General features: G+C 75.0%; 15 protein-coding genes, 2 tRNA genes and 2 pseudogenes. 9 read left to right on the forward strand and 10 right to left on the reverse strand.

Going from position 1 to position 21,032, the window contains the following annotated elements:
• Positions 1-383: 383 nt before the first annotated feature.
• Both tig and BS72_RS05470 read right to left on the reverse strand, forming a co-directional pair.
• On the reverse strand, positions 384-1,793 hold the full coding sequence (tig, locus tag BS72_RS05465; RefSeq protein WP_037906849.1) for a trigger factor: 1,410 nt from the start codon (positions 1,791-1,793) through the stop codon (positions 384-386).
• A gap of 301 nt (positions 1,794-2,094) precedes the next feature.
• A tRNA-Pro gene (locus BS72_RS05470) sits at positions 2,095-2,171 on the reverse strand.
• A gap of 110 nt (positions 2,172-2,281) precedes the next feature.
• Here BS72_RS05470 and BS72_RS05475 point away from each other — a divergent pair.
• Positions 2,282-2,355: transfer RNA gene (locus BS72_RS05475), tRNA-Gly, on the forward strand.
• 113 nt (positions 2,356-2,468) lie between these two features.
• The gene (locus BS72_RS05480; protein WP_157856154.1) at positions 2,469-2,852 is read left to right on the forward strand and encodes a hypothetical protein; all 384 of its coding nucleotides are present in this window, start codon (positions 2,469-2,471) and stop codon (positions 2,850-2,852) included.
• 60 nt (positions 2,853-2,912) lie between these two features.
• Here BS72_RS05480 and BS72_RS05485 read toward each other — a convergent pair whose 3' ends face one another.
• Positions 2,913-4,178, reverse strand: a complete 1,266-nt coding sequence (locus BS72_RS05485; protein ID WP_037906854.1) for a GNAT family N-acetyltransferase — start codon at positions 4,176-4,178, stop codon at positions 2,913-2,915.
• Between the two features lie 198 nt (positions 4,179-4,376).
• Here BS72_RS05485 and BS72_RS05490 point away from each other — a divergent pair, with 198 nt between their 5' ends.
• Both BS72_RS05490 and BS72_RS05495 read left to right on the forward strand, forming a co-directional pair.
• Complete coding sequence (locus BS72_RS05490) at positions 4,377-5,519, forward strand: SpoIIE family protein phosphatase (protein WP_037906856.1); 1,143 nt, start codon at positions 4,377-4,379, stop codon at positions 5,517-5,519.
• Positions 5,520-5,696: 177 nt separating this feature from the next.
• Complete coding sequence (locus BS72_RS05495; protein ID WP_037906858.1) at positions 5,697-5,891, forward strand: hypothetical protein; 195 nt, start codon at positions 5,697-5,699, stop codon at positions 5,889-5,891.
• Here the strand turns inward: BS72_RS05495 and BS72_RS05500 are convergent.
• Complete coding sequence (locus BS72_RS05500) at positions 5,856-6,950, reverse strand: asparaginase (RefSeq protein WP_078901026.1); 1,095 nt, start codon at positions 6,948-6,950, stop codon at positions 5,856-5,858. The genes BS72_RS05495 and BS72_RS05500 overlap by 36 nt on opposite strands.
• Before the next feature lie 133 nt (positions 6,951-7,083).
• On the opposite strand from BS72_RS05500, the gene BS72_RS05505 reads away from it, so the two are divergent.
• Positions 7,084-7,536: an Lrp/AsnC family transcriptional regulator gene (locus BS72_RS05505; RefSeq protein ID WP_037906860.1), complete on the forward strand. Its 453-nt coding sequence runs from the start codon at positions 7,084-7,086 to the stop codon at positions 7,534-7,536.
• 162 nt (positions 7,537-7,698) lie between these two features.
• On the opposite strand, the pseudogene BS72_RS05510 reads toward BS72_RS05505, so the two are convergent.
• The 4 genes and pseudogenes from BS72_RS05510 to BS72_RS05525 form a co-directional block, all read right to left on the reverse strand.
• Positions 7,699-8,585: pseudogene (locus tag BS72_RS05510) on the reverse strand (Fpg/Nei family DNA glycosylase).
• Positions 8,586-8,599: 14 nt separating this feature from the next.
• The gene (locus BS72_RS05515) at positions 8,600-9,091 is read right to left on the reverse strand and encodes a ribose-5-phosphate isomerase (protein ID WP_037906861.1); all 492 of its coding nucleotides are present in this window, start codon (positions 9,089-9,091) and stop codon (positions 8,600-8,602) included.
• A 95-nt stretch (positions 9,092-9,186) separates the two neighbouring features.
• Complete coding sequence (locus BS72_RS05520) at positions 9,187-9,774, reverse strand: biotin transporter BioY (RefSeq protein ID WP_037906862.1); 588 nt, start codon at positions 9,772-9,774, stop codon at positions 9,187-9,189.
• Between the two features lie 378 nt (positions 9,775-10,152).
• Positions 10,153-10,800, reverse strand: coding sequence for a mycothiol-dependent nitroreductase Rv2466c family protein (locus BS72_RS05525; RefSeq protein WP_037906864.1), 648 nt, complete (start codon positions 10,798-10,800; stop codon positions 10,153-10,155).
• Positions 10,801-11,169: 369 nt separating this feature from the next.
• On the opposite strand from BS72_RS05525, the pseudogene pepN reads away from it, so the two are divergent.
• Both pepN and BS72_RS05535 read left to right on the forward strand, forming a co-directional pair.
• A pseudogene (gene pepN / locus BS72_RS05530) lies at positions 11,170-13,790 on the forward strand (aminopeptidase N).
• Between the two features lie 198 nt (positions 13,791-13,988).
• On the forward strand, positions 13,989-15,050 hold the full coding sequence (locus tag BS72_RS05535; RefSeq protein WP_037907759.1) for a hypothetical protein: 1,062 nt from the start codon (positions 13,989-13,991) through the stop codon (positions 15,048-15,050).
• Between the two features lie 27 nt (positions 15,051-15,077).
• Here BS72_RS05535 and BS72_RS05540 read toward each other — a convergent pair whose 3' ends face one another.
• Positions 15,078-16,832, reverse strand: coding sequence for a TIGR03767 family metallophosphoesterase (locus BS72_RS05540; protein WP_037907761.1), 1,755 nt, complete (start codon positions 16,830-16,832; stop codon positions 15,078-15,080).
• 635 nt (positions 16,833-17,467) lie between these two features.
• Between BS72_RS05540 and malQ the strand changes: the two genes are divergently transcribed.
• Positions 17,468-19,753 carry a 4-alpha-glucanotransferase gene (gene malQ, locus BS72_RS05545; RefSeq protein WP_078901028.1) on the forward strand — a complete coding sequence of 762 codons (2,286 nt, stop codon included), beginning with the start codon at positions 17,468-17,470 and terminating at the stop codon, positions 19,751-19,753.
• A gap of 90 nt (positions 19,754-19,843) precedes the next feature.
• Complete coding sequence (locus tag BS72_RS05550; RefSeq protein ID WP_037907763.1) at positions 19,844-20,059, forward strand: hypothetical protein; 216 nt, start codon at positions 19,844-19,846, stop codon at positions 20,057-20,059.
• Between the two features lie 299 nt (positions 20,060-20,358).
• On the opposite strand, the gene BS72_RS05555 is transcribed toward BS72_RS05550, so the two are convergent.
• Complete coding sequence (locus BS72_RS05555) at positions 20,359-20,910, reverse strand: MarR family winged helix-turn-helix transcriptional regulator (RefSeq protein WP_063835967.1); 552 nt, start codon at positions 20,908-20,910, stop codon at positions 20,359-20,361.
• Positions 20,911-21,032 lie beyond the last annotated feature (122 nt).

The raw sequence follows: 21,032 nt of genomic DNA on the forward strand, positions 1-21,032 counted from the left end.
GGGGGCGGCCGCCTGCTTTCGCTACCCCCTGCCCTCCTATCCATGGACCCTAACGCGCAGGTCGGGTGGAGCCATCCCCTACGGGGAACTGTTCGCTGTGAGCGCAGGGTGAGCGGCCGCGCCCGGACGTCCGGCTCAACCGGAAGGCGCCCGGCGGACCCTGACGCGGTGCCCGGCGGACCCGCGCGCCCGGGAGGCACGCCGGAGACGGCCGGAGACAGCGGAGAGGCGCCCGGACGGGCCCGGAGGCCCGGCCAAACGGACGCCTGGACACCCCGCCCGGACCATCCGACGCCACGGGCCCGAACGCGGTGCGGCGTTCGGGCCCGTGGACCGCCTCAGCGGCTGTGCTCAGCCTGGCTCAGGCGCGGTGCGGTACCGGCTCAGGCGTCCTTGCCGGCCTCGGCGTCGTCGCCGGCCTCGGCCTCGGCGGCCTCGGCGTCGTCGGACGCCTCGACGGTCTCGCCGTCCTCGTCCTCGTCGGACAGGTCGACGGTCTCGCCGTTGCTGTCGGTGACCTTGGCGGCCTCGACCACGGTGGCCAGCGCCTTGCCGCGGGCGACCTCGCCGACCAGCAGCTGGACCTGGCCGTTCTCGACGATGGCCTGGGCGAACTGGTCCGGGGTCATGCCGGAGGAGGCGGCACGGCGCACGAGGTGCTCGGTGAGCTCCTCCTGGTTGACCGACAGCTTCTCGGTCTTGACCAGCTCGTCGAGGACGAACTGGGTCTTGATGCCCTTGACCGCCTGGGCCTCCAGCTCCGCGTCGTGCTCCTCGCGGGTCTTGCCCTCGCGCTCCAGGTAGCTGTCCCAGGTCAGGCCGAGGGCCGGGAACTGGTGGTGCTCCAGGTTGTGGACCCGGGTCTCGACCTCGCTCTGCAGGAGCTTCTCGGGGATCGGCACCTCGATGAGCTCGATCAGGGCGTCGAGGACCTTCTCCTGGGCCTGGGTGGCCTGGTCGTAGCCCTTGACCCGCTCCAGCCGCTTGCGGGAGTCCGCGCGCAGCTCCTCCAGCGTGTCGAACTCGGACGCGAGCTGCGCGAACTCGTCGTCCAGCTCGGGCAGTTCGCGGGCCTGCACGTCGGTGACCTCGACCTTGACCTCGGCCGCACGGCCGGCGGCGGAACCGCCCTGGAGGTCGGAGGTGAAGGTGGCCGAGCCGCCCTTCTCCAGGCCGGTGACGGCCTCGTCGATGCCGTCGAGCAGCTGGCCGGAGCCGATGGTGTAGCTGACGCCCTTGGCGACGCCGTCCTCCAGCACCTCGCCGTCGACGGACGCCTCCAGGTCGACGACCACGACGTCGCCCTCGGCGGCGGCGCGCTCCACGGAGGTGGTCGAGGCGAAGCGGTCGCGCAGCTGCTCCAGCGACTTCTCGACGTCCTCCTCGGAGACCTCGACCGCGTCCACGGTGACCTCGATGCCGGAGTAGTCCGGGATCTCGATCGTCGGGCGGATCTCGACCTCGGCGGTGAACTTCAGCTCGTCGCCGTCGTTGAACTCGGTGATGTCCACGTCCGGCTGGCCGAGCGCACGATCCGCGAGCTCACCCTCGGTGACCGCGCTCGTGTAGAACTTCGGCAGCGCGTCGTTGATCGCCTCTTCGAGGACCGCGCCGCGCCCGAACCGCTGGTCGATGACGCGCGCGGGGACCTTGCCCTTACGGAACCCCGGCACCGTGATCTGCTGGTTGATCTTCTTGTACGCCGCGTCGAGGCTGGGCTTGAGCTCCTCGAAGGGCACCTCGACAGTGAGTCGAACCCGAGTCGGGTTCAGAGTCTCGACGGCGCTCTTCACGGTTGGGTCTCCTTGGGGCTTTACGGTGATGGGGGCGACTCGCCCGCCTGCGGTTCCGCCCTGGGCGGGGCCGCGCGACGGTCGCCGACCGCCCATCCTACCGGTAGCGCCAAACACACTGGACGGGGTCGGTCGCGGCGGAATCCGGAGGACCTCCGGAGAGCCGTGCCGCAGGCTCTGCAGCGGCCTGCCCGGGGGCCGGTCCGGGTTCCCTCCGGCCCCGTGGCGGGCCCAGTGGGGCCGCGGCGGGCCGTGACCGCGGCCGGAGACGACGGCGGGACACGACCCGCGGCGGACCTGGTGGTCGGGGTGGCCGGATTCGAACCGACGGCCTTCCGCTCCCAAAGCGGACGCGCTACCAAGCTGCGCCACACCCCGCTGGTGCGACACGTAGAGTACATGGCCCCGTACGCGCGGGCAGCCGGTATTCACGCGCGGCCGCGCCGGTTCGACCGGCTAGTATGCGATGTGCCAGAATCACTGGCGCTGCGGGCGTAGCTCAATGGTAGAGCCCTAGTCTTCCAAACTAGCTACGCGGGTTCGATTCCCGTCGCCCGCTCCACGCACCCGGCCCAGGTGGCGGAGTTCACTCCGCCACCTGGGCCGCTGCCGTTTCCGAGCGCGTTCCAGGTACCCGCGCGCGGCTCCTCGCGCCCCGAGGCCCATGATCTTGCTGTGACTGAACATGGAAGGCACCGGGGTGCGGCGCTGCCGCGCGTGCCGCTGGGCCGGCGGCTCACCGAGTGGGTCGAGGGATCGCCCACCCGGCCGCCGTTGCGCCAGCGGCTCGGGGAGTGGTTCCGGGGGTGGCCCACCCGGCCTCGGGAGCCGCTCGGATGGCGGGACCTCGTCCCGAACGCGGGCCGCCTGTTCGTACCGTGCGTGGCCGCCGCCACGCATCTGTTCTACGGCGGGTACATACTCTTCGGCCCTCACCGGACGTTTCGCCTCGGCGGACTCCTCTCGTTCGCCGGAGGCGCCCTGCTGGCGGCGCTGGTCATCCTCTACGTGCGCCGCCCGGCGGTTCGGGGCTCCCGGTGCCCCGGAGTCGGGCGCTGACGCGCCCCGCCTGCCCGCCCCCGCATCACGGCGACCGGAGCGGGGGCGGCGCGCCGCGGCTCAGAAGCCGTGCGGGAGCCAGGGGGCCTGGTCGGAGTGGAAGGCTCGGGCGGTGGCCGCGAGGGCGCCGGGGCGCAGCTCGCGGACGAGGGCGGCGCCGGCCAGGGAGTGCAGGCTCGTGTCGCCGAGGTAGGCCGCGCCCAGCTCGCGGACGCCGAGGGCGAGGTCGGCGGGGTCGGTGGTGCGCTCGCACACCGCGCCCCCGCCGTCCGTGCCGCTACCGTCGGCACCCCCGCTGCTCCCGCCGTCCGCGCTGAGCCGCCAACGGCCGGTGTTCCAGGGGCAGAACGGGTCGTCGATGTCGAGGACCACGTCCAGCGGCGTGGTGTAGGAGCGGGCCTGGAGCGCGGCGCCGACGTCCACCAGCCGCAGGTGGAAGCCGTCGCGCGGGTTCAGCCCGCAGCGGCGGACGTCGGAGACGAGGTGGAGCAGCGGGTCGTCCACCGGGCGGTTGCCGAAGGCGACCTCGGCGGTGAGGTCGATGGACGCCAGGTACCGCCACAGCGCCGCGTAGGCGACCGGGTCGAGCGCCTCCACGTCGCGCACCTGGACCACCGACTCGGGTCCGGCGGCCGACCAGTGCGGGGTGATCCAGTAGCGGGCGTAGCCGCGCAGCTCGCCGCCGGACTCCGCGAGCACGCAGAGCAGCCCGCCCGAGGCGGCCGGGGTGGTCGGGGGCAGCAGCGGCTGGGTCTCCCATCCGGGCTGCCGGGCCAGCATGCCGGGCCGCCTCGGCACCAGCCCCGCGTACACCGCCTCGCACGCCTCCACGGCGCCGGCCGCGTCCACCAGCCGCATCCGCAGCTCGTCGACGCCCTCGGGGGCGGCGAAGCGCACCCGGGTGGTGTCGACGGCGCCGCGCAGCTGCCGGCTGGCGACGCCGTAGCCGAAGCGGCCGTAGATGGCCGGCTCGGAGGCGGTGAGCACCGCGACCGACTCGCCGCGGCGGCGGATGTCGTCCAGCTGTCGCCGCATCATGGCGGTGAGCACGCCGCGGCGGCGGTGCGTGGACTGGACCGAGACCATCGTCACACCGGCCACCGGCAGCGGCGACCCGCCCGGCACCGTCATGCGGAAGCTGAACGCGCCCGAGGTGGCGACCAGCGAGCCCTCGTCCCAGCCCGCCGTGATCCGGTCGAACTCGGCGACCCGGCGCCACTGGGCGCGCTCCTCCACCGAGTCCGGGGGGCTGCTGAACGCGCGTTCCAGCCGGCTGTAGAAGAGGTCCCAGTACTCCGGGCCGAGTTCTCTGAATTCGATCGCCATGGCACCTGCCTACCAGCCTGGCGCGGTGGGCGGCGAACCGTTAAACGGAAGGGGAGTTCGGGTGGCGGCGAAGCGCGCGGCGGGGGCGTGCCGACGGCCGGTCCGAGGACGGGCGAGCCCCCGTGCGCGCCCCCGGGGCAAGCTCACAGCCCATCCGCCCTGCACACGGCGCGGATCGCTCGGTAGGGTCGCCCGAACATGGTTGACGCGGTGGTGGGCGAAGAGTTCCGGCTCCGGTGGCGCAGAAGGCTGCACCGGATCCGCGTCGCCGTGCGCCGTGTCGGGGTGGACTACTTCCGCGGCGACGCCTCCGACTGGGCCGGCCTGGCCGTGGTGGCGGCGGCGATACCGGTGCTGGCGGTCACCACGGTGTTCATACCCGTGTGGTGCCCGCCGGGCGCCCTGGTGCTGCCGATACTGGCCGGCGGGCTGCTGCTGCGCCCGGCGAGCCTGCTCCTGCTGTACGCCGGCTCCGCGCTGGCGCTGGTGGTCGAGTCGGCGGTGCTGGGCCCGTACCGGGAGGGCCCGGCGCGGGTCACCCCGGGCACGGTGCTGCTGGTCACGGCGGTGGCCCTGACGGGGCTGGTGATCGCCCAGTTCAGGGCCCGGGTCGGGGTGCCGTGGCGGCGGGGCCACACCATGCTGTTCGACCTGCGCGAGCGGATCAGGGTGCAGAGCCGGCTGCCGCACCTGCCGGCCGGCTGGCACGCGGAGATGGCGCTGCGCCCGGCCGGCGGCCAGTCGTTCTCCGGGGACTTCGTGGTGGCCACCCGCACCTCGGGCGGCCGGGTGCTGGAGGCGGTGCTCACCGACGTGTCCGGCAAGGGCATGGACGCCGCGTCCCGTTCACTGCTGCTGTCGGGGGCGTTCGGCGGGCTGCTGGGCTCGCTGCCGCCGCACGCCTTCCTGGGCGCCGCCAACGGCTACCTGCTGCGGCAGAACTGGGACGAGGGGTTCGCCACTTCGGTGCACCTGGTGCTCGACCTGGAGAGCGGCGACTACGAACTGCTGTCCGCGGGGCACCTCCCGGGGATTCAGCTGCACGCCGGGACCGGGCGCTGGGAGGAGAAGGCCGCCGAGGGTCCGCTGCTGGGCGTCTACGACGGCGCCGAGTTCCACGGCTGCAAGGGGACGTTGGCCTCCGGGGACATGCTGATGCTGTTCACCGACGGGCTGGTGGAGACCGCCGACCGGGACATCTCCGAGGGCATGGACCGGCTGATGGGCGAGGCGGAACGGCTGGTGGCGACCGGATTCCGGGGCGCCGCCTGGCGGTTGATCGAGGCGGTGGCCAAAGACGTCAACGACGACCGGGCGTTGCTGTTGGTGTGCCGCGACTAGGCGGTGGGAATGGGAGTATGGGGCCCACGCCGGAAGCGACCGGAAGGCCCCGGGGGCGGAGTGCCGATGACGCCCCCCGGCCGCCCGGACGATGGCAGTATGGGTACCGGGCGGACGGGGGCGGCAGGCGCGGTCCCCGGACCGGCTAGGGCCTACCGAAAGAGGAAGTGAACCGCTGTGGTTATCTCCCTGTCCGCCGCGCTGCTGCTGGCGATCGTTCTCGTGGTGATGATCCGTGCCAACTCCATCAAGGTGGGGCCTGCCATCGTCGCCGCGCTCTTCGGCTTCTTCCTCGCCTCGTCGAACATGGCGCCGGACATCAACCGGTTCCTCAACTCAGTGGCCGACACCATCAGCCAGATAAAGCTCTGACGCGGGCAGGGACTGCGGCTCGGCCCGCAGCACCTGGCGCAGCACCTCCGCCGGGCCGTTCCCGTCCGCGGCCCCGGGGGTCCCGCCGCCCCCTTCGGCCCGGTTCGCCCCGTCGGCCCCCTTGGTGTCGCCCGCCGCGAGCAGGGCGGCGAGGACGGCGACCCGGGCCTGCGCCGGACGCAGGGTGCCGGCGAGTTCGGCGCCTGCGGCGACCAGGTCGACCGCTCCCCCGCCGGTGTACAGGGGCGCCACGCTGCCGGCCGCCACTCGTGTGCTGACGACCACCAGCACGCCGTCGGCGACGGCCCGGCGGACGCTGTCGACGATCGGCGGGGTGAGGTTCCCGGCGCCGGTGCCGGCCAGCACGACGCCGCGGGCGCCGGCGGCCAGCGCGGCGTCCAGGAGCACGGTGTCGGCGTCGCTGTGGTGGGTGATGATGTCCACCCGCGGGTGCCCGGCGGCCTCCGGCGGCAGCGGCAGCGCGGCCGGGCGGGGGCGCCGGCGGCCCCAGCTGACCCGGCCGAACTCGACCCGGCCGAGCGGGAGTCCGTCGGGGTCGCCGAAGGCGTGGGCGTCCAGGGTGTGCTTCTTGACGGTGCCCCGGGCGGCGAAGACCTGCCCGGCGAAGGTGATGACGGCGCCGATGTCGCGGCCGGAGGAGGCGGTGAGCAGCGCGTCGTACAGGTTGCCGGCCGCGTCGCCGTCCTCGGCGTCCAGCGGCTTCTGGGCGCCGGTGAAGACCACGGGGCGGGGGTCGTCGTGGAAGAGGTCGACGAGGAAGGCCGACTCCTCCAACGTGTCGGTGCCGTGGGTGACGACGACACCGCTCACGGCGGGGTCGGCGAGCACCTCGTGCACGGTGCGCAGCAGCCGCAGCTGGTGGGCGGTGGTGATCCTGGAGCTGTTGACGGTGAAGAGGTCGACGACCCGCACCTCGACCCCCTCGGGCACCGCGCCGGCGGCGAGCACCTCGCTGCCGGCCGCCTCGGCGGCGTAACCGTCCCCCTGCCAGCGGCTGGCGATGGTCCCCCCGGTGCTGATGACCACGACATTGCGCATGTCTGAATCCGCCTCCTTTGGACGCGTACCCCGTCTGGACCTCTTCCCCCAGCACAATAATATGCGCGTAGACCTGTCATTTGATTGCTCATGTATGACGTTCGCGGTCCACATCGTGGTAGGAACCACTCCTATGGACGCGATTGACAGAAGCATCTTGCGCGAACTACAGGCTGACGGTCGGCTGAGCAATCAGGAGCTGGCCCAGCGGGTCGGCCTGACCCCCTCCCCGTGCCTGCGGCGGGTGCGGCAGCTGGAGGAGGACGGGGTGATCCAGACGTACCGCGCCGTGGTCGACCCGGCGGCGGTGGGACGGGGCTTCGAGGTGTTCGCCTCGGTGGAGGTGCGGCGCGACCCGGAGTCGGTGGCCGCCTTCGAGTCGGAGGTGCAGGCCACCCCGGACGTGGTGGAGGCGTACCGGCTGTACGGAGCGCCCGGATGCCTGCTGCGGATCGCGGTCGCGGACTCCGACGCGTACGAGCGGTTCTGGCGGGAGCGGCTGATCGCCATGCCCGGCGTCGCCGACGTCAACTCACAGATGATCATGAAGCGGATCAAGTCGCCCCAGGGCGTACCGGTCGACTGACCTCCTGCCTCCTGCCGCACGCCCTCGTCCGCCGAGCCGGCGGTGAGTGGCGGGCGGTAGAACACCCGGACGGCCCGGCCCGGTTGGGCGGGCGCGCCGTCACGGACGGTGCCACGCGGCGGACGGTGCCACGCGGCGGGCGGTGCCACGCGGCGGGCGGTGCTACCCGGCGGGCGGTTGGCAGGTCGGGCACCAGAACAGGTTGCGGCCGGCCAGCGGCACGGTGCGCACCGGCGTGCCGCACACCAGGCAGGGCTCGCCGGTGCGGCGGTAGACGTAGACCTCGCCGCCGTGGTCGTCGCGGCGCGGCGGGCGGCCCATGGCCTCGGGCTCGTGCTCGGGCCGTACGGTGTCGATGCGGTTGCGCTCGACGCCCTGGCGCATCAGGGCCACCAGGTCGGCCCACATCGCGTCCCACAGCGGCCGGGGCAGGTCACGGCCGGGCAGGAGCGGGTCCACGCCGAACCGGAAGAGCACCTCGGCGCGGTAGACGTTGCCGACGCCCGCGACCACCTTCTGGTCCAGCAGCAGGACGGCGACCGGCATCCGAGAGCGGGCCATCCGGGCGTAGGCGCCGTCCGGGCCGTCCTCGGGGCGCAGCGGGTCGGGGCCGAGCCGGTCGTGGACGGCCCGCTTCTCCGCCGGGGTGATCAGCGCACAGGTGGCGGGGCCGCGCAGCTCCATGGTGCGGGTGGCGTCCGGGCCGCCGGTGAGGCGCAGCCGGACGGTGTCGGTGACCGGGCCGTCGAAGGCGACCTTGCCGATCAGGCCGAGGTGGATGTGCACCCAGGCACCCGGCCCGTCGCCGCCGTGCGCACCGCCCTCCCCGGCTCCCCCGGGCCGGGCCCGCCGGAGCGGACCGGGCCGAGGGCGTCGAAGCCGAGGAAGAGGTGCTTGCCGTGGGCCTCGACGGCCTCCAGCACGGAGCCGTCGAGCAGGGCCGCCGCGTCGGCGAACTTGCCCTGCGGACTGCCGACCCGGACCGGCCGGCCGGCGAACCGGTCGAGGCACTCGGCCGCCAGCCGGTGGATCGTGTGGCTCTCGGGCATCGGCCGGTCAGTCCTCAGTCCTGGTTGTTCGGGTGGTGGGCCGGGATCGGCGGGAGCTCGCCGGTGGCCTCGTAGCGGGCCAGCATGTCGATCCGGCGCTGGTGGCGCTCGGCGTGCGAGTACGGGGTGGCGAGGAAGAGCTCGACGAACTTCACCGCCTCCTCCTCCGTGTGCATGCGGGCGCCGACGCTCAGCACGTTGGCGTCGTTGTGCTCCCGGGCGAGGGTGGCGGTCTGCTCGCTCCACGCGAGGGCGGCCCGCACGCCCTTCACCTTGTTGGCGGCGATCTGCTCGCCGTTGCCGGAGCCGCCGATCACGATGCCGAGGGCGTCGGGGTCGGCGGCCGTGCGCTCGGCGGCGCGCAGGCAGAAGGGGGGGTAGTCGTCCTCCGCGTCGAGGATCTGGGGGCCGCAGTCGACGGCCTCGTGGCCGTTGGCGCCCAGCCAGGCGACGAGGTGGTTCTTGAGGTCGAAGCCGGCGTGGTCGGAGCCGATGTAGACGCGCATGGGGCGAGTCTCCCACGGTCCCCGGCCACCCCGCTTCCGGGGTGGCCGGGCCTCCGGGCGCCCCGGGATGCGGGCCGGACCGGAAGGAGCCGAGGTCAGCGGGTGAGGCGCCAGGCGGCGGGCAGCGCGCCCATCGCCAGGGCGGCCTTGAGCGCGTCGCCGAGGAGGTAGGGGCGCAGCCCGAGCCGGAACGCCTGCCCTGCGGACAGGTGCGCCGCGTGGGCCAGGTACGGGACGCCGACCGCGTAGACGACGGCCGACCCGAGCAGCATCACGCCCGCCGTGCGCAGCACCGTGCGGTCACCGCCGCGCCGGGCCAGCCCGCCGACGACGGCCGAGGCCAGCACCATGCCCAGGACGTAGCCGAGGGTGGGCATCGACCAGCCGGAGGAGGCGCCGGCGAACCAGGGCAGTCCGGCCATGCCCGCGACGGCGTAAAGGCCGAGCGAGGCGGCGCCGCGCCGGCTGCCGAGGGCGGCGCCGACCAGCAGGGCGGCGAAGGTCTGGCCGGTGACCGGCACCGGCGAGCCCGGCACGGGGACGGACAGCTGCGCGGCGAGGCCGGTGAGAGCCGCGCCGCCCAGCACCAGGCCCGCGTCCCGCAGCCGCGCCCGGGCGGCGGTGGAGGCGGGCAGCAGGTCGGCCAGGACGAGGCCGGGGGCGGTGGGTGCGGCGGTGCTCAAGGGGGGCCTCCACGGGGGTGGGCGTCGGGAGCGGTCAGGGGGACACCGCGACGCTAGCCCACCCGTCGAGAGGTGATCATCGTCCGACTCCGACAAAGCCCGAGGGCCGCCCTTGGAGGCTTCCACCCCGCCTCCGGACCGGCTTGGCCGACCTCGGATCGCCCCCTCGGGAGGGATACCAGCAGGTGGCGTGAGCAGCGTCACGCCCGGTCGGCTCACCGGAAGCGGAGTCGGCGGGCGTCGGCCCGGGTGGGGTCCACCCGTCGGTGCTGTCGAATCCCACCAAAGGCCCGTCGGGCGGGACGAGCACCGCGAGGAGCGCACGCCGGCCGGGTCCGGAAGCGGCCGGCCGTGCGCACTCGCGGCGTGCTGCTCGCGTCAGTCGAAGACCGGGCCCTGCGTGCGCGTCCGCTTGAGCTCGTAGAAGCCGGGGGTGGAGGCGACCAGCAGCGTGCCGTCCCACAGCTTCGCGGCCGCCTCGCCCTTGGGCGCGGGGGTGACCACGGGGCCGAAGAAGGCGACCTGCTCGCCATCGGCGCCGGGCACCGCGATGACGGGGGTGCCGACGTCCTGGCCGACCAGGTCGATGCCCTCCTTGTGGGAGGCGCGCAGCTCCTGGTCGTAGCGGTCCGAGTCGGCGTAGTCGGCCAGGGCGGCGGGCAGGCCGACCTCCTCCAGCGCCTCCAGGATCGTCTCGCGCGTCCTGGGCAGCTCGCGGTTGTGGAAGCGGGTGCCGAGGGCGGTGTAGAGCGGGCCGACGACCTCGTCGCCGTGCTCCTGCTGCGCCGCGATGACCACCCGGACCGGGCCCCAGGCGTCCCGCAGGAAGGTGGCGTACTGCTCCGGCAGGGTGTCGAGCTTGTCCTCGTTGAGCACGGCGAGGCTCATCACGTGCCAGCGGACGGAGACCGGGCGGACCTTCTCGACCTCCAGCATCCAGCGCGAGGTCATCCAGGCCCAGGGGCACAGCGGGTCGAACCAGAAGTCCGCGGGGGTCGGTCCGGCCGTGGTTTCGGTGGCGCTCACAGTCCTGTTCCTCCGACGACATGGGTGCGCTGCGCGGACCGGCACCCGCCGACCCGCGCCGGGGCAGGGAGCAGTCCCGGCATCCGCCTCAACGCCCGTCCGGCCCGGGGAATTCCCGCGTCCGCCGCGGGGCGGACAGCCTCGGCGGACCCCCTCCGGAAGGGCGTCCGAAGGTCCTCCGGGAGACCTTCCGGGAGGCCCCGCACGAGCCCCCCGGGGTGCCTCCGCTGGTGCCCCGCCCCGCCGCCTCGGCAGGCCCGCGCCCCCGTGGGAGGATGCCCGGGTGCCCCGCGATCCGGGGCTCGCCCACGCCGTGCCGCGGACACCGCGGGGGCGACCCAGCAGCACCGCAGCAGCAGAGGAGCGCCCGTGCCCGGCGAGAACCTGAGCCGTGAGGAGGCCCGCGCCCGGGCCGCGATCCTGTCCGTGGAGCGGTACGACGTCGCGCTCGACGTGCGCGGTGCCGTCGGCCCGCGAGACGAGGCGGCGGGCACGGCCGGCACCGCGGGCAGCGGCCCCCGCACCTTCCGCTCGACCACGGTGATCGAGTTCCGCTGCACCCAGCCGGGCGCCTCGACCTTCGCGGACCTGATCGCGCCCGCGGTGGCGTCGGTGCGGCTCAACGGCCGCGAGCTCGACCCCGCCGAGGTCTTCGACGGCGCCCGGATCGCCCTGGACGACCTGGCCGAGCGGAACACCCTGGTGGTGGACGCGCTGTGCGCCTACAGCCGTACCGGCGAGGGCCTGCACCGCTTCGAGGACCCCGAGGACGGCGAGGTCTACCTCTACACGCAGTACGAGCCGGCCGACGCCCGCCGGGTCTTCGCCAACTTCGAACAGCCCGACCTGAAGGCCCCGTTCACCTTCCAGGTCACCGCGCCCGAGGGCTGGACGGTGGTCGGCAACGGCGCACGCGAGGGCGACCCGGAGCCGGTCGCGGACGGCGGCACCGTCTCGCGGTTCGCGCCCACCCAGCCGATCTCGACCTACATCACGGCGGTCGTGGCCGGCCCGTACCACGTCGAGCACGACCACTACGCGCGGCGGCTGGACGACAAGGCGGTGCTGGACATCCCGCTGTCGGTGCTGTGCCGCCGCTCGCTCGCCAAGCACTTCGACGCCGACGCGGTCTTCGGGGTCACCAAGCAGGGGCTGGACTTCTTCCACGACAACTTCGGCTACCCCTACCCGTTCGGCAAGTACGACCAGGCGTTCGTGCCGGAGTACAACCTGGGCGCGATGGAGAACCCGGGCTGCGTGACGTTCCGGGAGGAGTTCATCTTCCGCGGCAAGGTCACCCGCGCCGCCTACGAGGGCCGCGCCAACGTGATCCTGCACGAGATGGCGCACATGTGGTTCGGCGACCTGGTCACCATGCGCTGGTGGGACGACCTGTGGCTGAAGGAGTCCTTCGCGGACTTCATGGGCGCGTTCGCGCTGGTGGAGGCGACGCGGTACGAGGAGGGCTGGATCACCTTCGCCAACCGCCGCAAGGCGTGGGCGTACCGGGCCGACCAGCTTCCGTCCACCCACCCGGTGGTGGCCGACATCCGGGACCTGGAGGACGCCAAGCTCAACTTCGACGGGATCACGTACTCCAAGGGCGCCTCGGTGCTCAAGCAGCTGGTCGCCTACGTCGGGCGGGACGCGTTCCTGGAGGCGGCGCGCCGCTACTTCGCCCGGCACGCCTACGGCAACACCACCCTGGCCGACCTGCTGTCGGTGCTGGCCGAGACCTCCGGCCGGGACATGGCGGCCTGGTCGCGGGCCTGGCTGGAGACCTCGGGCGTCAACACGCTGACCCCGGAGGTGGTCTGCGACGCCGAGGGCCGGATCACCCGGCTCACGGTCGCGCAGGGCGGTGCCGGCGAGCAGCCCGTGGTGCGCCCGCACCGGATCGCGGTGGGCCTGTACCGGCGGGCCGCCGACGGCGCGCTGGAGCGGTACGCGCGGGCGGAGGCGGACGTGGCGGGGCGTCGGCGGAGGTCGCGGAGCTGGCCGGGCAGCCCCGTCCGGACCTGGTGCTGGTCAACGACGACGACCTGACGTACTGCCTGACCCGCTTCGACGAGGCGTCGCTGGCCACGCTCCGCTCCCACCTGGGCGACATCACCGACCCGCTGGCCCGCGCGGTGTGCTGGTCGGCGGTGTGGAACCTGACCCGCGACGGGCTGCTGCCGGCCCGCGACTACCTGGACCTGGTGCTGCGGTTCGCCGGCCGGGAGAGCGACATCGGCGTGCTCCAGTCGCTGCACGGCCAGGCCCGCGCCGCCCTGGACCGCTACGTGGCGCCGGCCGCCCGCGAGGAGGCCGGCCGGGCGCTGGCCGCGGGCGCGGTGCGGGAGCTGCGGCAGGCCGAGCCGGGCAGCGGCCACCAGCTGGCCTGGGCCCGGTTCCTCGCCGCGGTGGCCGCCGACCCGGCCGAACTGGAGCTGCTGCGGGGCCTGCTGGAGGGTTCGGCGCGGATCGACGGGCTGGACGTCGACCAGGAGCTGCGCTGGACGCTGCTGGGGGCGCTGGTGTCGGCGGGTGCGGCCGGCGCCGACGAGGTGGCCGCCGAGCGGCGCCGCGACGACACCGCCTCCGGGCAGCGGCACGAGGTGCGCTGCCTGGCCGCGCGGCCGGACGCCGAGGTGAAGGCCGAGGCGTGGCGGGCGGTGGTGGAGTCCGACGCGCTGTCCAACGCGCTGGTGGAGGCGACCATCGCGGGCTTCGCCGAGGCCGGGCAGCGGGAGCTGCTGGCTCCCTACGCCGGACCGTACTTCGCGGCGATCGAGGACGTGTGGGCGAAGCGGTCGATCGAGATCGGCATGGCGGTGGTGCGCGGCCTGTACCCGGCGTACCAGGACTCGCCGGAGACGCTGGCGGCCACCGACGCGTGGCTGGACGCGCGGGCGGAGGCGGCGCCCGCGCTGCGCCGGCTCGTACTGGAGGCGCGCGACGACCTCGCGCGCGCCCTCCGCGCGCAGGAGTGCGACGCGCGCCGGTGACCGCCCGGACGGGCGCGGCGGTGTGAGGCCGTGAGGGCGGGGCCGTTCCGGCAGGTCGGAGCGGCCCCGTCACTCGTTCGGGGGAAATTGGCCGATCGGCGGTACGGAGCCGGGGCTTGAGCCCGGCATTGTCCGGTTTTGTCGACGGGACGGTAACAAGCGGTTACCCGTCGTCTCCGAAGCGGGATGCTCCTGCCCATGAACGTGAACGACCTCACCCCCCACGCCCTGGACCGTCGCGACGCCTTCCGCACCACCGTGATGACGGTCCGCCAGTTGCGCGGCCTGGGCCTGTCCTCGGCCGACGTGGCCGCCCGCTGCCGGCCGGGCGGTCCGTGGCAGCAGGTGCTGCCGCAGGTGTGCCTGCTGCACTCCGGGCCGCCCAGCAGCGAGGAGCGGGTCCGGGCGGCGCTGCTGTACGCCGGGTACGCGCCCGACCGGGACCTTCCCGGCCCGGACACCGCCGACCCGGACGGCGGCGTCCCCGACGGCGACGGTTCGGACGGGTTCTGGGGCCGCGCCGCCGCCGGGCGCGAGGTGATGGTGACGGGGCCGGCCGCCCTGGCGCTGCACGGCTTCGCGGCGGTGCCCCCGGTGATCGGGCTGCCGCGCATCGACGTACTGGTGCCGCGGCAGCGCCGGCTGCGGGACGTCGGGGACGTCGTCGTGCACCGGGACCGGCAGCTGCCCCGGCCGCAGGACCTCGACGGCCTGCCGTGCGCCCCGGTCCCCCGGGCGCTGGCCGACACGGTCGCCGTCCTGGACGACCCGGACACCGTGCGCGCGCTGTTCAGCGAGGCGGTGCGGGCCGGGCACTGCGACGCGGCCGCGGTGGTGCGCGAGCTGGCGGCCGGCCGGCTGCTGGAGCGGCCCTGGGTGCGGCGGGCGCTGGACGTGCTGCGCGCGGAGGACCACGGCGCGGCCGAGCAGCTGCTGTACGGCGTGGTGGGCCGCTACCGGCTGCCGGACCCGGTGTGGAACGTCGAGCTGCGGCTGCCCGGCCGCCCGCCGCTGGGCCGGGCCGACGCGTTCTGGCCGGAGCTCGCGGTGGCCGTGGTGCTCGACCGGCACGACGACGCGCTGCGCGGCCGCCGCGCCCGGCAGCACGCCACCCTGGCCGAACTGGGGGTCACCGTGGTGCGGATGGCCCCGGCCCGGCTGCGGGAGGACCCCGAGGGGCAGGCGGCCGTCATCCGCACCGCCCTGACGGCCGCGGCCGACCTCGCTTCGGCCGCGTACCTGGTGGTGACCCCCCGCTGAGCCGCCGGGCCGGCGGCCGGCCGGGGTTCAGGGCTTCTTCAGCAGCAGTTCGGTGTTGCGGTCGTTCTCCGCGCCGACGAAGCGGGTCAGGTCGGCGCCGGGCGCGTTGTAGGACAGCTCGCGGTAGAGCGAGGCGAGGCCGGTGGGCGACAGGTCCGTGTAGTCGGTGCGGTGCGGGGCTGCGGACTCGATCAGCGTGGTGAACAGCGACAGCGTGCCGTCGTGGTTGTCCACCAGCTCGATCACCCGGGCGAGTTGCGGGTAGTCCACGTGGGAGGCGGTGTTGACCTCCCAGAAGGAGCCGTGCGACTCGATCTTGTTGACGTGGGTGTGGCCGTTGACCCACGCCAGCACGTTGCGGTGCCGTCCCAGCAGCGCGGTCAGCTCCTTGCCGTCGTGCCGCTTCTCGTGCGGGCGGGCCGGATCGGTGATCAGGTTGGTCATGGTGTGGCTGGTGTGGTGGCTGAAGACGATCGCGTGGCGGTCGCTGTTGGCGGCCAGCGTGCGGTCCAGCCAGTCCAGTTGGGCCGTGCCGATGGAGCCGAGGTAGGAGCCGCCGCGGTCGGTGGTGTCCAGGCTGACACCGAGCACGCCCTCGGCGAGGTCGAAGGTGTAGTAGAGGTGGTCGGCGTCCACGCCGTCCGCCGCGTAGCCGTGGCCGACCGGTCCGGCGCCGGCGCGGCGCGGGTCCAGGTGGGCGTCCAGGTACTGCTGGGGGGTGAACGGCACCCGGCGGGCGTCGGCGGTGACGGTGCGGGCGGTCCGGGAGTAGTGCTCCACGATCTCCCGCAGCACCTTGCCGGTGGGGTCGGTGTGCGTCTGGACGGCCTTGGCGGCACGCAGCGCGTCCGCCAGGGCCACCTGCTCCACCTTGCGCGAGCCGGCGGCCACCTCGGCGGCGAACCCGGAGCCGCCCGAGGCGTAGGCGCCGCTGAAGAGCGCGTCGTGGTTGCCGACGGTGGAGTACCAGGGCAGCTTCAGGCCGGGGCTGGACACCGGGCGGACCGCGGCGGAGAGGTAGCCGGGCAGGTGCGGGAAGCCGCGCTTCTTGTCGTCGTCGGTGCGGGAGCTCTCGGGCTGCCAGAAGAGCGGCAGCCCCGAGTTCTGCACCCCCTCGTAGACGTCCGGCTCACCGGTGTTGGGCGTGAGGACGCCACCGGTCAACGCGGTGAGGAACCAGTCGAGTTCGACGGACGAGTTGTTGTCGGTGTTGTCGCCGGTGGTGACGGCGCAGGTCAGCGGGGCGCCGGTGACCGGGCCGCCGCGCAGGCTGTTGATCCGCTCGACGAGCGCGACGGTGCCGGCCCCCGACAGCGCCTCGTGCGGGCGCCAGTCGTGCGGGGCGTGCGCGCGCAGCCACTCGAACCGCAGCGGCGACTGCACGTCCACCACGTGCAGGTCGGTGAGCTGGACGAACGCCGCGAGGACGGTACGGCGCTCCTCCCGTCCGGGGTGCGCGGCGGCCAGCTCGGTGCGCACCACCTGGCGCCAGCCCGGGCCGTCCACCAGCCGCCGGTACCCGCCCCGGCCGCTGGGCGCCGCGGCGCTGTGCAGGGTGGTGGCGGTCGCCGGTGGGACCGGCGGGCTGACGGCACGGGTGGCGGAGGCCGTCGCCGCCGGCCGGGCCGGGGTGCGGGACGGCTCGGGCACGGTGGCGCGCGCGCCGGACGGGCCGCCGCTGGGGCCGAAGACCCACGCGGTGGTGCCCCCGGCGGCCACCACGGCGGCGCCCGCGGCGAGCAGCGCCCGGCGGTCCACCCACCGGGGTGCCGGGACGGGCACGGTGGTGCCGGGCCGGACGGGGGTCGCCGCGCCCGGTGCCGACAGGCCGGCGGCGGTGCGGCCGGCGTCAGCGCCGGGCACGGACGTTTCGGGTCCGGGCCGGGCGGCAGGGGACCCGGGCTCCGGGGCACCGGGTTCGGGCTGGGCTGCGGGTCCGGACATCAGTTCCCCCGTGGGGCGTTGAGGCGGACGGGCGGCCCGGGTGGTGGGCGCCCACACCAGCATCGTCAGGGCGTCAGATGACCCGCGCCCCAATGCGGAACGAACGGCAACGAACGGCAGCGCGCACGTCTGTGCGGCGCCTCCCCGCGGCTCCGGCCCACCGCGAACTGCCCTTCCCACCGCGCCCTTTCGCGGCCGGGCCCGCATCCTCCGGGTACGCCGCCGGGTCAGCCGCCACGGTGGCTCCCGCGCCTCGGTCCGGACGGCACGCGTCCCCGGACCGGCCCGTGCCCCCCGGGACGGCGAGGGCGCCCCGACCGGTGGGGGCGCCCCGGGACGCGCCGGACACCCCCGCCGGACACCCGGATGCTCCGTCAGGGCGCCCGGCCCGGGTGGTGCCGGCGTGCCGCCGGGGTAGGAGCGGCGCGCCCCGGGGTAGGGCTTTGTGCACCGAACGTGAGGACGGAGGCCCGATGGACCGTGACCTGGTGCGGCTCGCCGGCTTGTACGGCGTGGACGTGGCGTACAGGCCGACCGCGGACTCGGAGGTGCCCGTCCCGCGGGACACGGTCGTCGCCGTGCTGGCGTCGCTCGGGGTGGACGCGAGCACGGGGCGCGCCGTCCAGGACGCCCTGGCGGCACACCGGCTGCGTGAGGCGGGCCGGCTGCTGCCGCCGTGCACGGTGCTGCGGGCCGGCCGCGGCAGCCTCGACCCGCTCCGGGCCGGGCTGCCGCCGGGCAGCGCGCTCACCGTCGAAGACGCGCCCGGCTGGCTGCCCGCGGCGGGGCTGCCGGCGCCGGGCCGCTACGTGCTGCGGGCCGACGCACCCGACGGCCGCACCGCCCGCGGCCACCTCGTGGTGGCCCCCGAGCAGCTGCCCGGACCGCCCGGTCGCACGTTCGGCTTCATGGCGCAGCTGTACTCGGTGCTGTCCGCCCGGTCCTGGGGCATGGGCGACCTCGGCGACCTCACGGACCTGGCCGCGTGGTCCGGCCGGACACTGGGGGCCGGGTTCGTGCAGACGAACCCGCTGCACGCGGCGGTGCCCGGCACGCCGACCGACCCGTCGCCGTACCGGCCGTCCTCACGGCGCTTCCCCGACCCGGTCTACCTGCGGGTGGAGTCGGTGCCGGAGTTCGCCCACCTGGCCGGCCCAGCCCGCGAGGAGGCGGCCGAGCTGGTGCGGCGGGCGGCGGAGCTGCGGCGCGGGGTGCTGTCCGGGGCGGCGCTGATCGACCGGGACGCGGTGTGGCCGCTGAAGAACCGGGCGCTGGAACTGGTCCGCCAGGTGCCGATGGGCCCGGGCCGGCGCGCCGAGTACGCGGACTTCCTGGCCGCCCAGGGGACCGCACTGGAGGACCACGCCACCTGGTGCGCGCTGGCCGAGGTGCACGGCCCCGACTGGCACGCCTGGCCGGCCGGGCTGCGCGATCCCCGCTCGGACGAGGTCGCCCGCGAGCGCGGCCGGCTGCGCGAGCGGGTGGACCACCACTCCTGGCTGACCTGGCTCACCGACGGCCAGCTCGGCGCGGCGCAGCGGGCGGCACGGGAGGCGGGCATGCCCGTGGGCGTGGTGCACGACCTGGCCGTGGGGGTGCACCCGGCGGGCTCGGACGCCTGGTCCATGCAGGACGTGCTGGCCGCGGGGATGTCGGTGGGCGCGCCCCCGGACGCGTTCAACTCCCGTGGCCAGGACTGGGGGCTGCCGCCCTGGCGCCCGGACGCGCTGGCCGCCGCCGGCTACACCCCCTACCGCGACCTGATCGCCCGGATGCTGCGGCACGCCGGCGGCCTGCGGATCGACCACGTGATGGGGCTCTTCCGGCTCTGGTGGGTGCCCGAGGGACGGCCGCCGACGGAGGGCACGTACGTCAGGTACGACGCCGAGGCCATGCTCGGACTGCTGTCGCTGGAGGCGTACCGGGCCGGGGCCGTGGTGGTAGGCGAGGACCTGGGCACCGTGGAGCCGGGGGTGCGCGAGGAACTGGCCGACCGGGGCCTGCTGGGCACCTCCGTGCTGTGGTTCGAGCGCCACTGGGAGGGGCCGGCCGCCGACCGGGCGCCACTGCCGCCGGAGGAGTGGCGGGAGTGGTGCGTGGCCACGGCGACCACGCACGACCTGCCCAGCACGGCCGCCCGGCTGACCGGGGAGCACGTCGGGCTGCGGCACCGGCTCGGGCTCCTGGCGCGCCCGCTGGCGGAGGAGGAGGCCGAGGACGCCGCCGAGGTCGCCGAGTGGATCGCGCTGCTGGAGCGGATGGGGCTACTGCCGGAGGGCTCGGCCGGCGAGGAGGCGGCCGTCACGGCGGTGCACCGGTTCCTGGCCCGCACCCCGGCCCGGATGGTGGGGGTGTGGCTGCCCGACGGGGTCGGCGACCGCCGCCCGCAGAACCTGCCGGGCACCAGCGACGAGTACCCCAACTGGCGGCTCCCGGTGGCCGGCCCGGACGGCACGCCGCTGACCCTGGAGGAGCTGGCGGACTCCGCGCGGCTGCGCGCCCTGGCCGAGGACGTCCGGCGGGCACTGGCCGCGAACGGGCGTACGGCACCCCCGGAGAGCGCCCTCCCGGCACCGGCCGCGCCGGCCGACGTGACCGGTGCCGGGACGGGTGCCGGGACCGGTGCCGGGACGGGTGCCGGGACCGGCGCCGGGACGGGGGACACGGCCGCCGGCGCGGCCGGCGACGGGCAGGACGGCACCGACGGGGACGACGGGCGGGCCGGGCGACCACGGGCCGGGAGCGGGGCGGCCGGGTGACGGACGGTGCCCGTAGGGCACCCCGCGCGCGCGGGGCCCGGAGGTGGTCACTACATTGAGGGTGTGGACAAGAAGCTCAACAAGAAGGTCATGCGCGCCGGGGTCGTGACCGCCGGTACCACGTTGATGCTGCTCGCGGCGTCGCCCGCGTTCGCGGTGTCCCACGACGACGGCGACGACCCGGGCGGCGGCCTCAACGTCGCCCAGACCCTCGGCCTGTTCGTCGGCATCCCGATCGCGCTCTTCGTGATCATCGCCGGCCTGGTCATCGTCACCGACAAGTCCCGCAAGCAGCAGCAGCCCTGACCTTCTTGACGGCGCGCGAGCCCCCGTCACCGCACACCGGTGCCCGACGGGGGCACGGGGCTGTCCGCTCCCGTCCGACCGGGCGCGCCGCCACTTCCCGCGCACGGCTGGCTCCAGTCGCCGGGCGCCGTCCTCCCCCCGCCGGCTCCCCGCCGCCCCCCGCTGACCACTCCGCCGGGGCGGCCGGGCAGACTGACGCGCCTGCTGCCGGCCGCGCCCCCGGCACGGAGCCCTCGCGGGAAGGGCCGAGCGCGCGCTCCCGTACCTCTTCCGGCCCTGCCCTTCCTTCGGCCCACGCCCTACGGCCGGGCCGATGCGCCTCGCACCTCCGGGGCCCCCGCCGAGCCCGCCGTGCCCCCCGGGTCCTCGGTGGCCGCCAGCAGCAGCCGCAGCAGGTCGGCGAGTTGCTCGGCCTGTCCGGGGGCGAGTCCGTCCACGGCCGCCCGCTGGAGCTCCAGACCCGCGCCCACCGCGGCGTCCACCAGCTCCAGCCCGCGCTCGGTGAGGGAGACCCGCAGGCCGCGCCGGTCGTCCGGGTCGGGTGAGCGGGCGAGCAGCCCGGCACTCTCCAGCTTGTCCAGCCGCCCGGTCATCCCGCCAGTGGTGAGCATCAGCGTCGCCGACAGCTGCCGCGGCGAGAGCGTGTACGGAGCACCCGAACGGCGCAGCGCGGCCAGCACGTCGAACTCGCCGCGGCCGATGCCGAAGCGGCGGTACTCCTTCTCCGTGCGGTCGCCCATCAGCCGCGACAGCCGGTAGACCCGCCCGAACAGCGCCATCGGCAGCGTGTCGAGTTCCGGGCGCTCCCTGTCCCACTGGGCGGTGATGGCGTCCACGGCGTCGTCTCGCATGGCCCGAGTATCCACCCGGGACGGTCGACAGCCAGAAAGTAGCTTGACACTAAGTAGCTTGCATCTAAGCTACTGACTCACGACCTACATACGGCGCCGGTCCTCGGCCGGCGCAAGGGACG

This window comes from Actinacidiphila yeochonensis CN732 (assembly GCF_000745345.1).
Classification (GTDB): Bacteria; Actinomycetota; Actinomycetes; order Streptomycetales; family Streptomycetaceae; genus Actinacidiphila; species Actinacidiphila yeochonensis.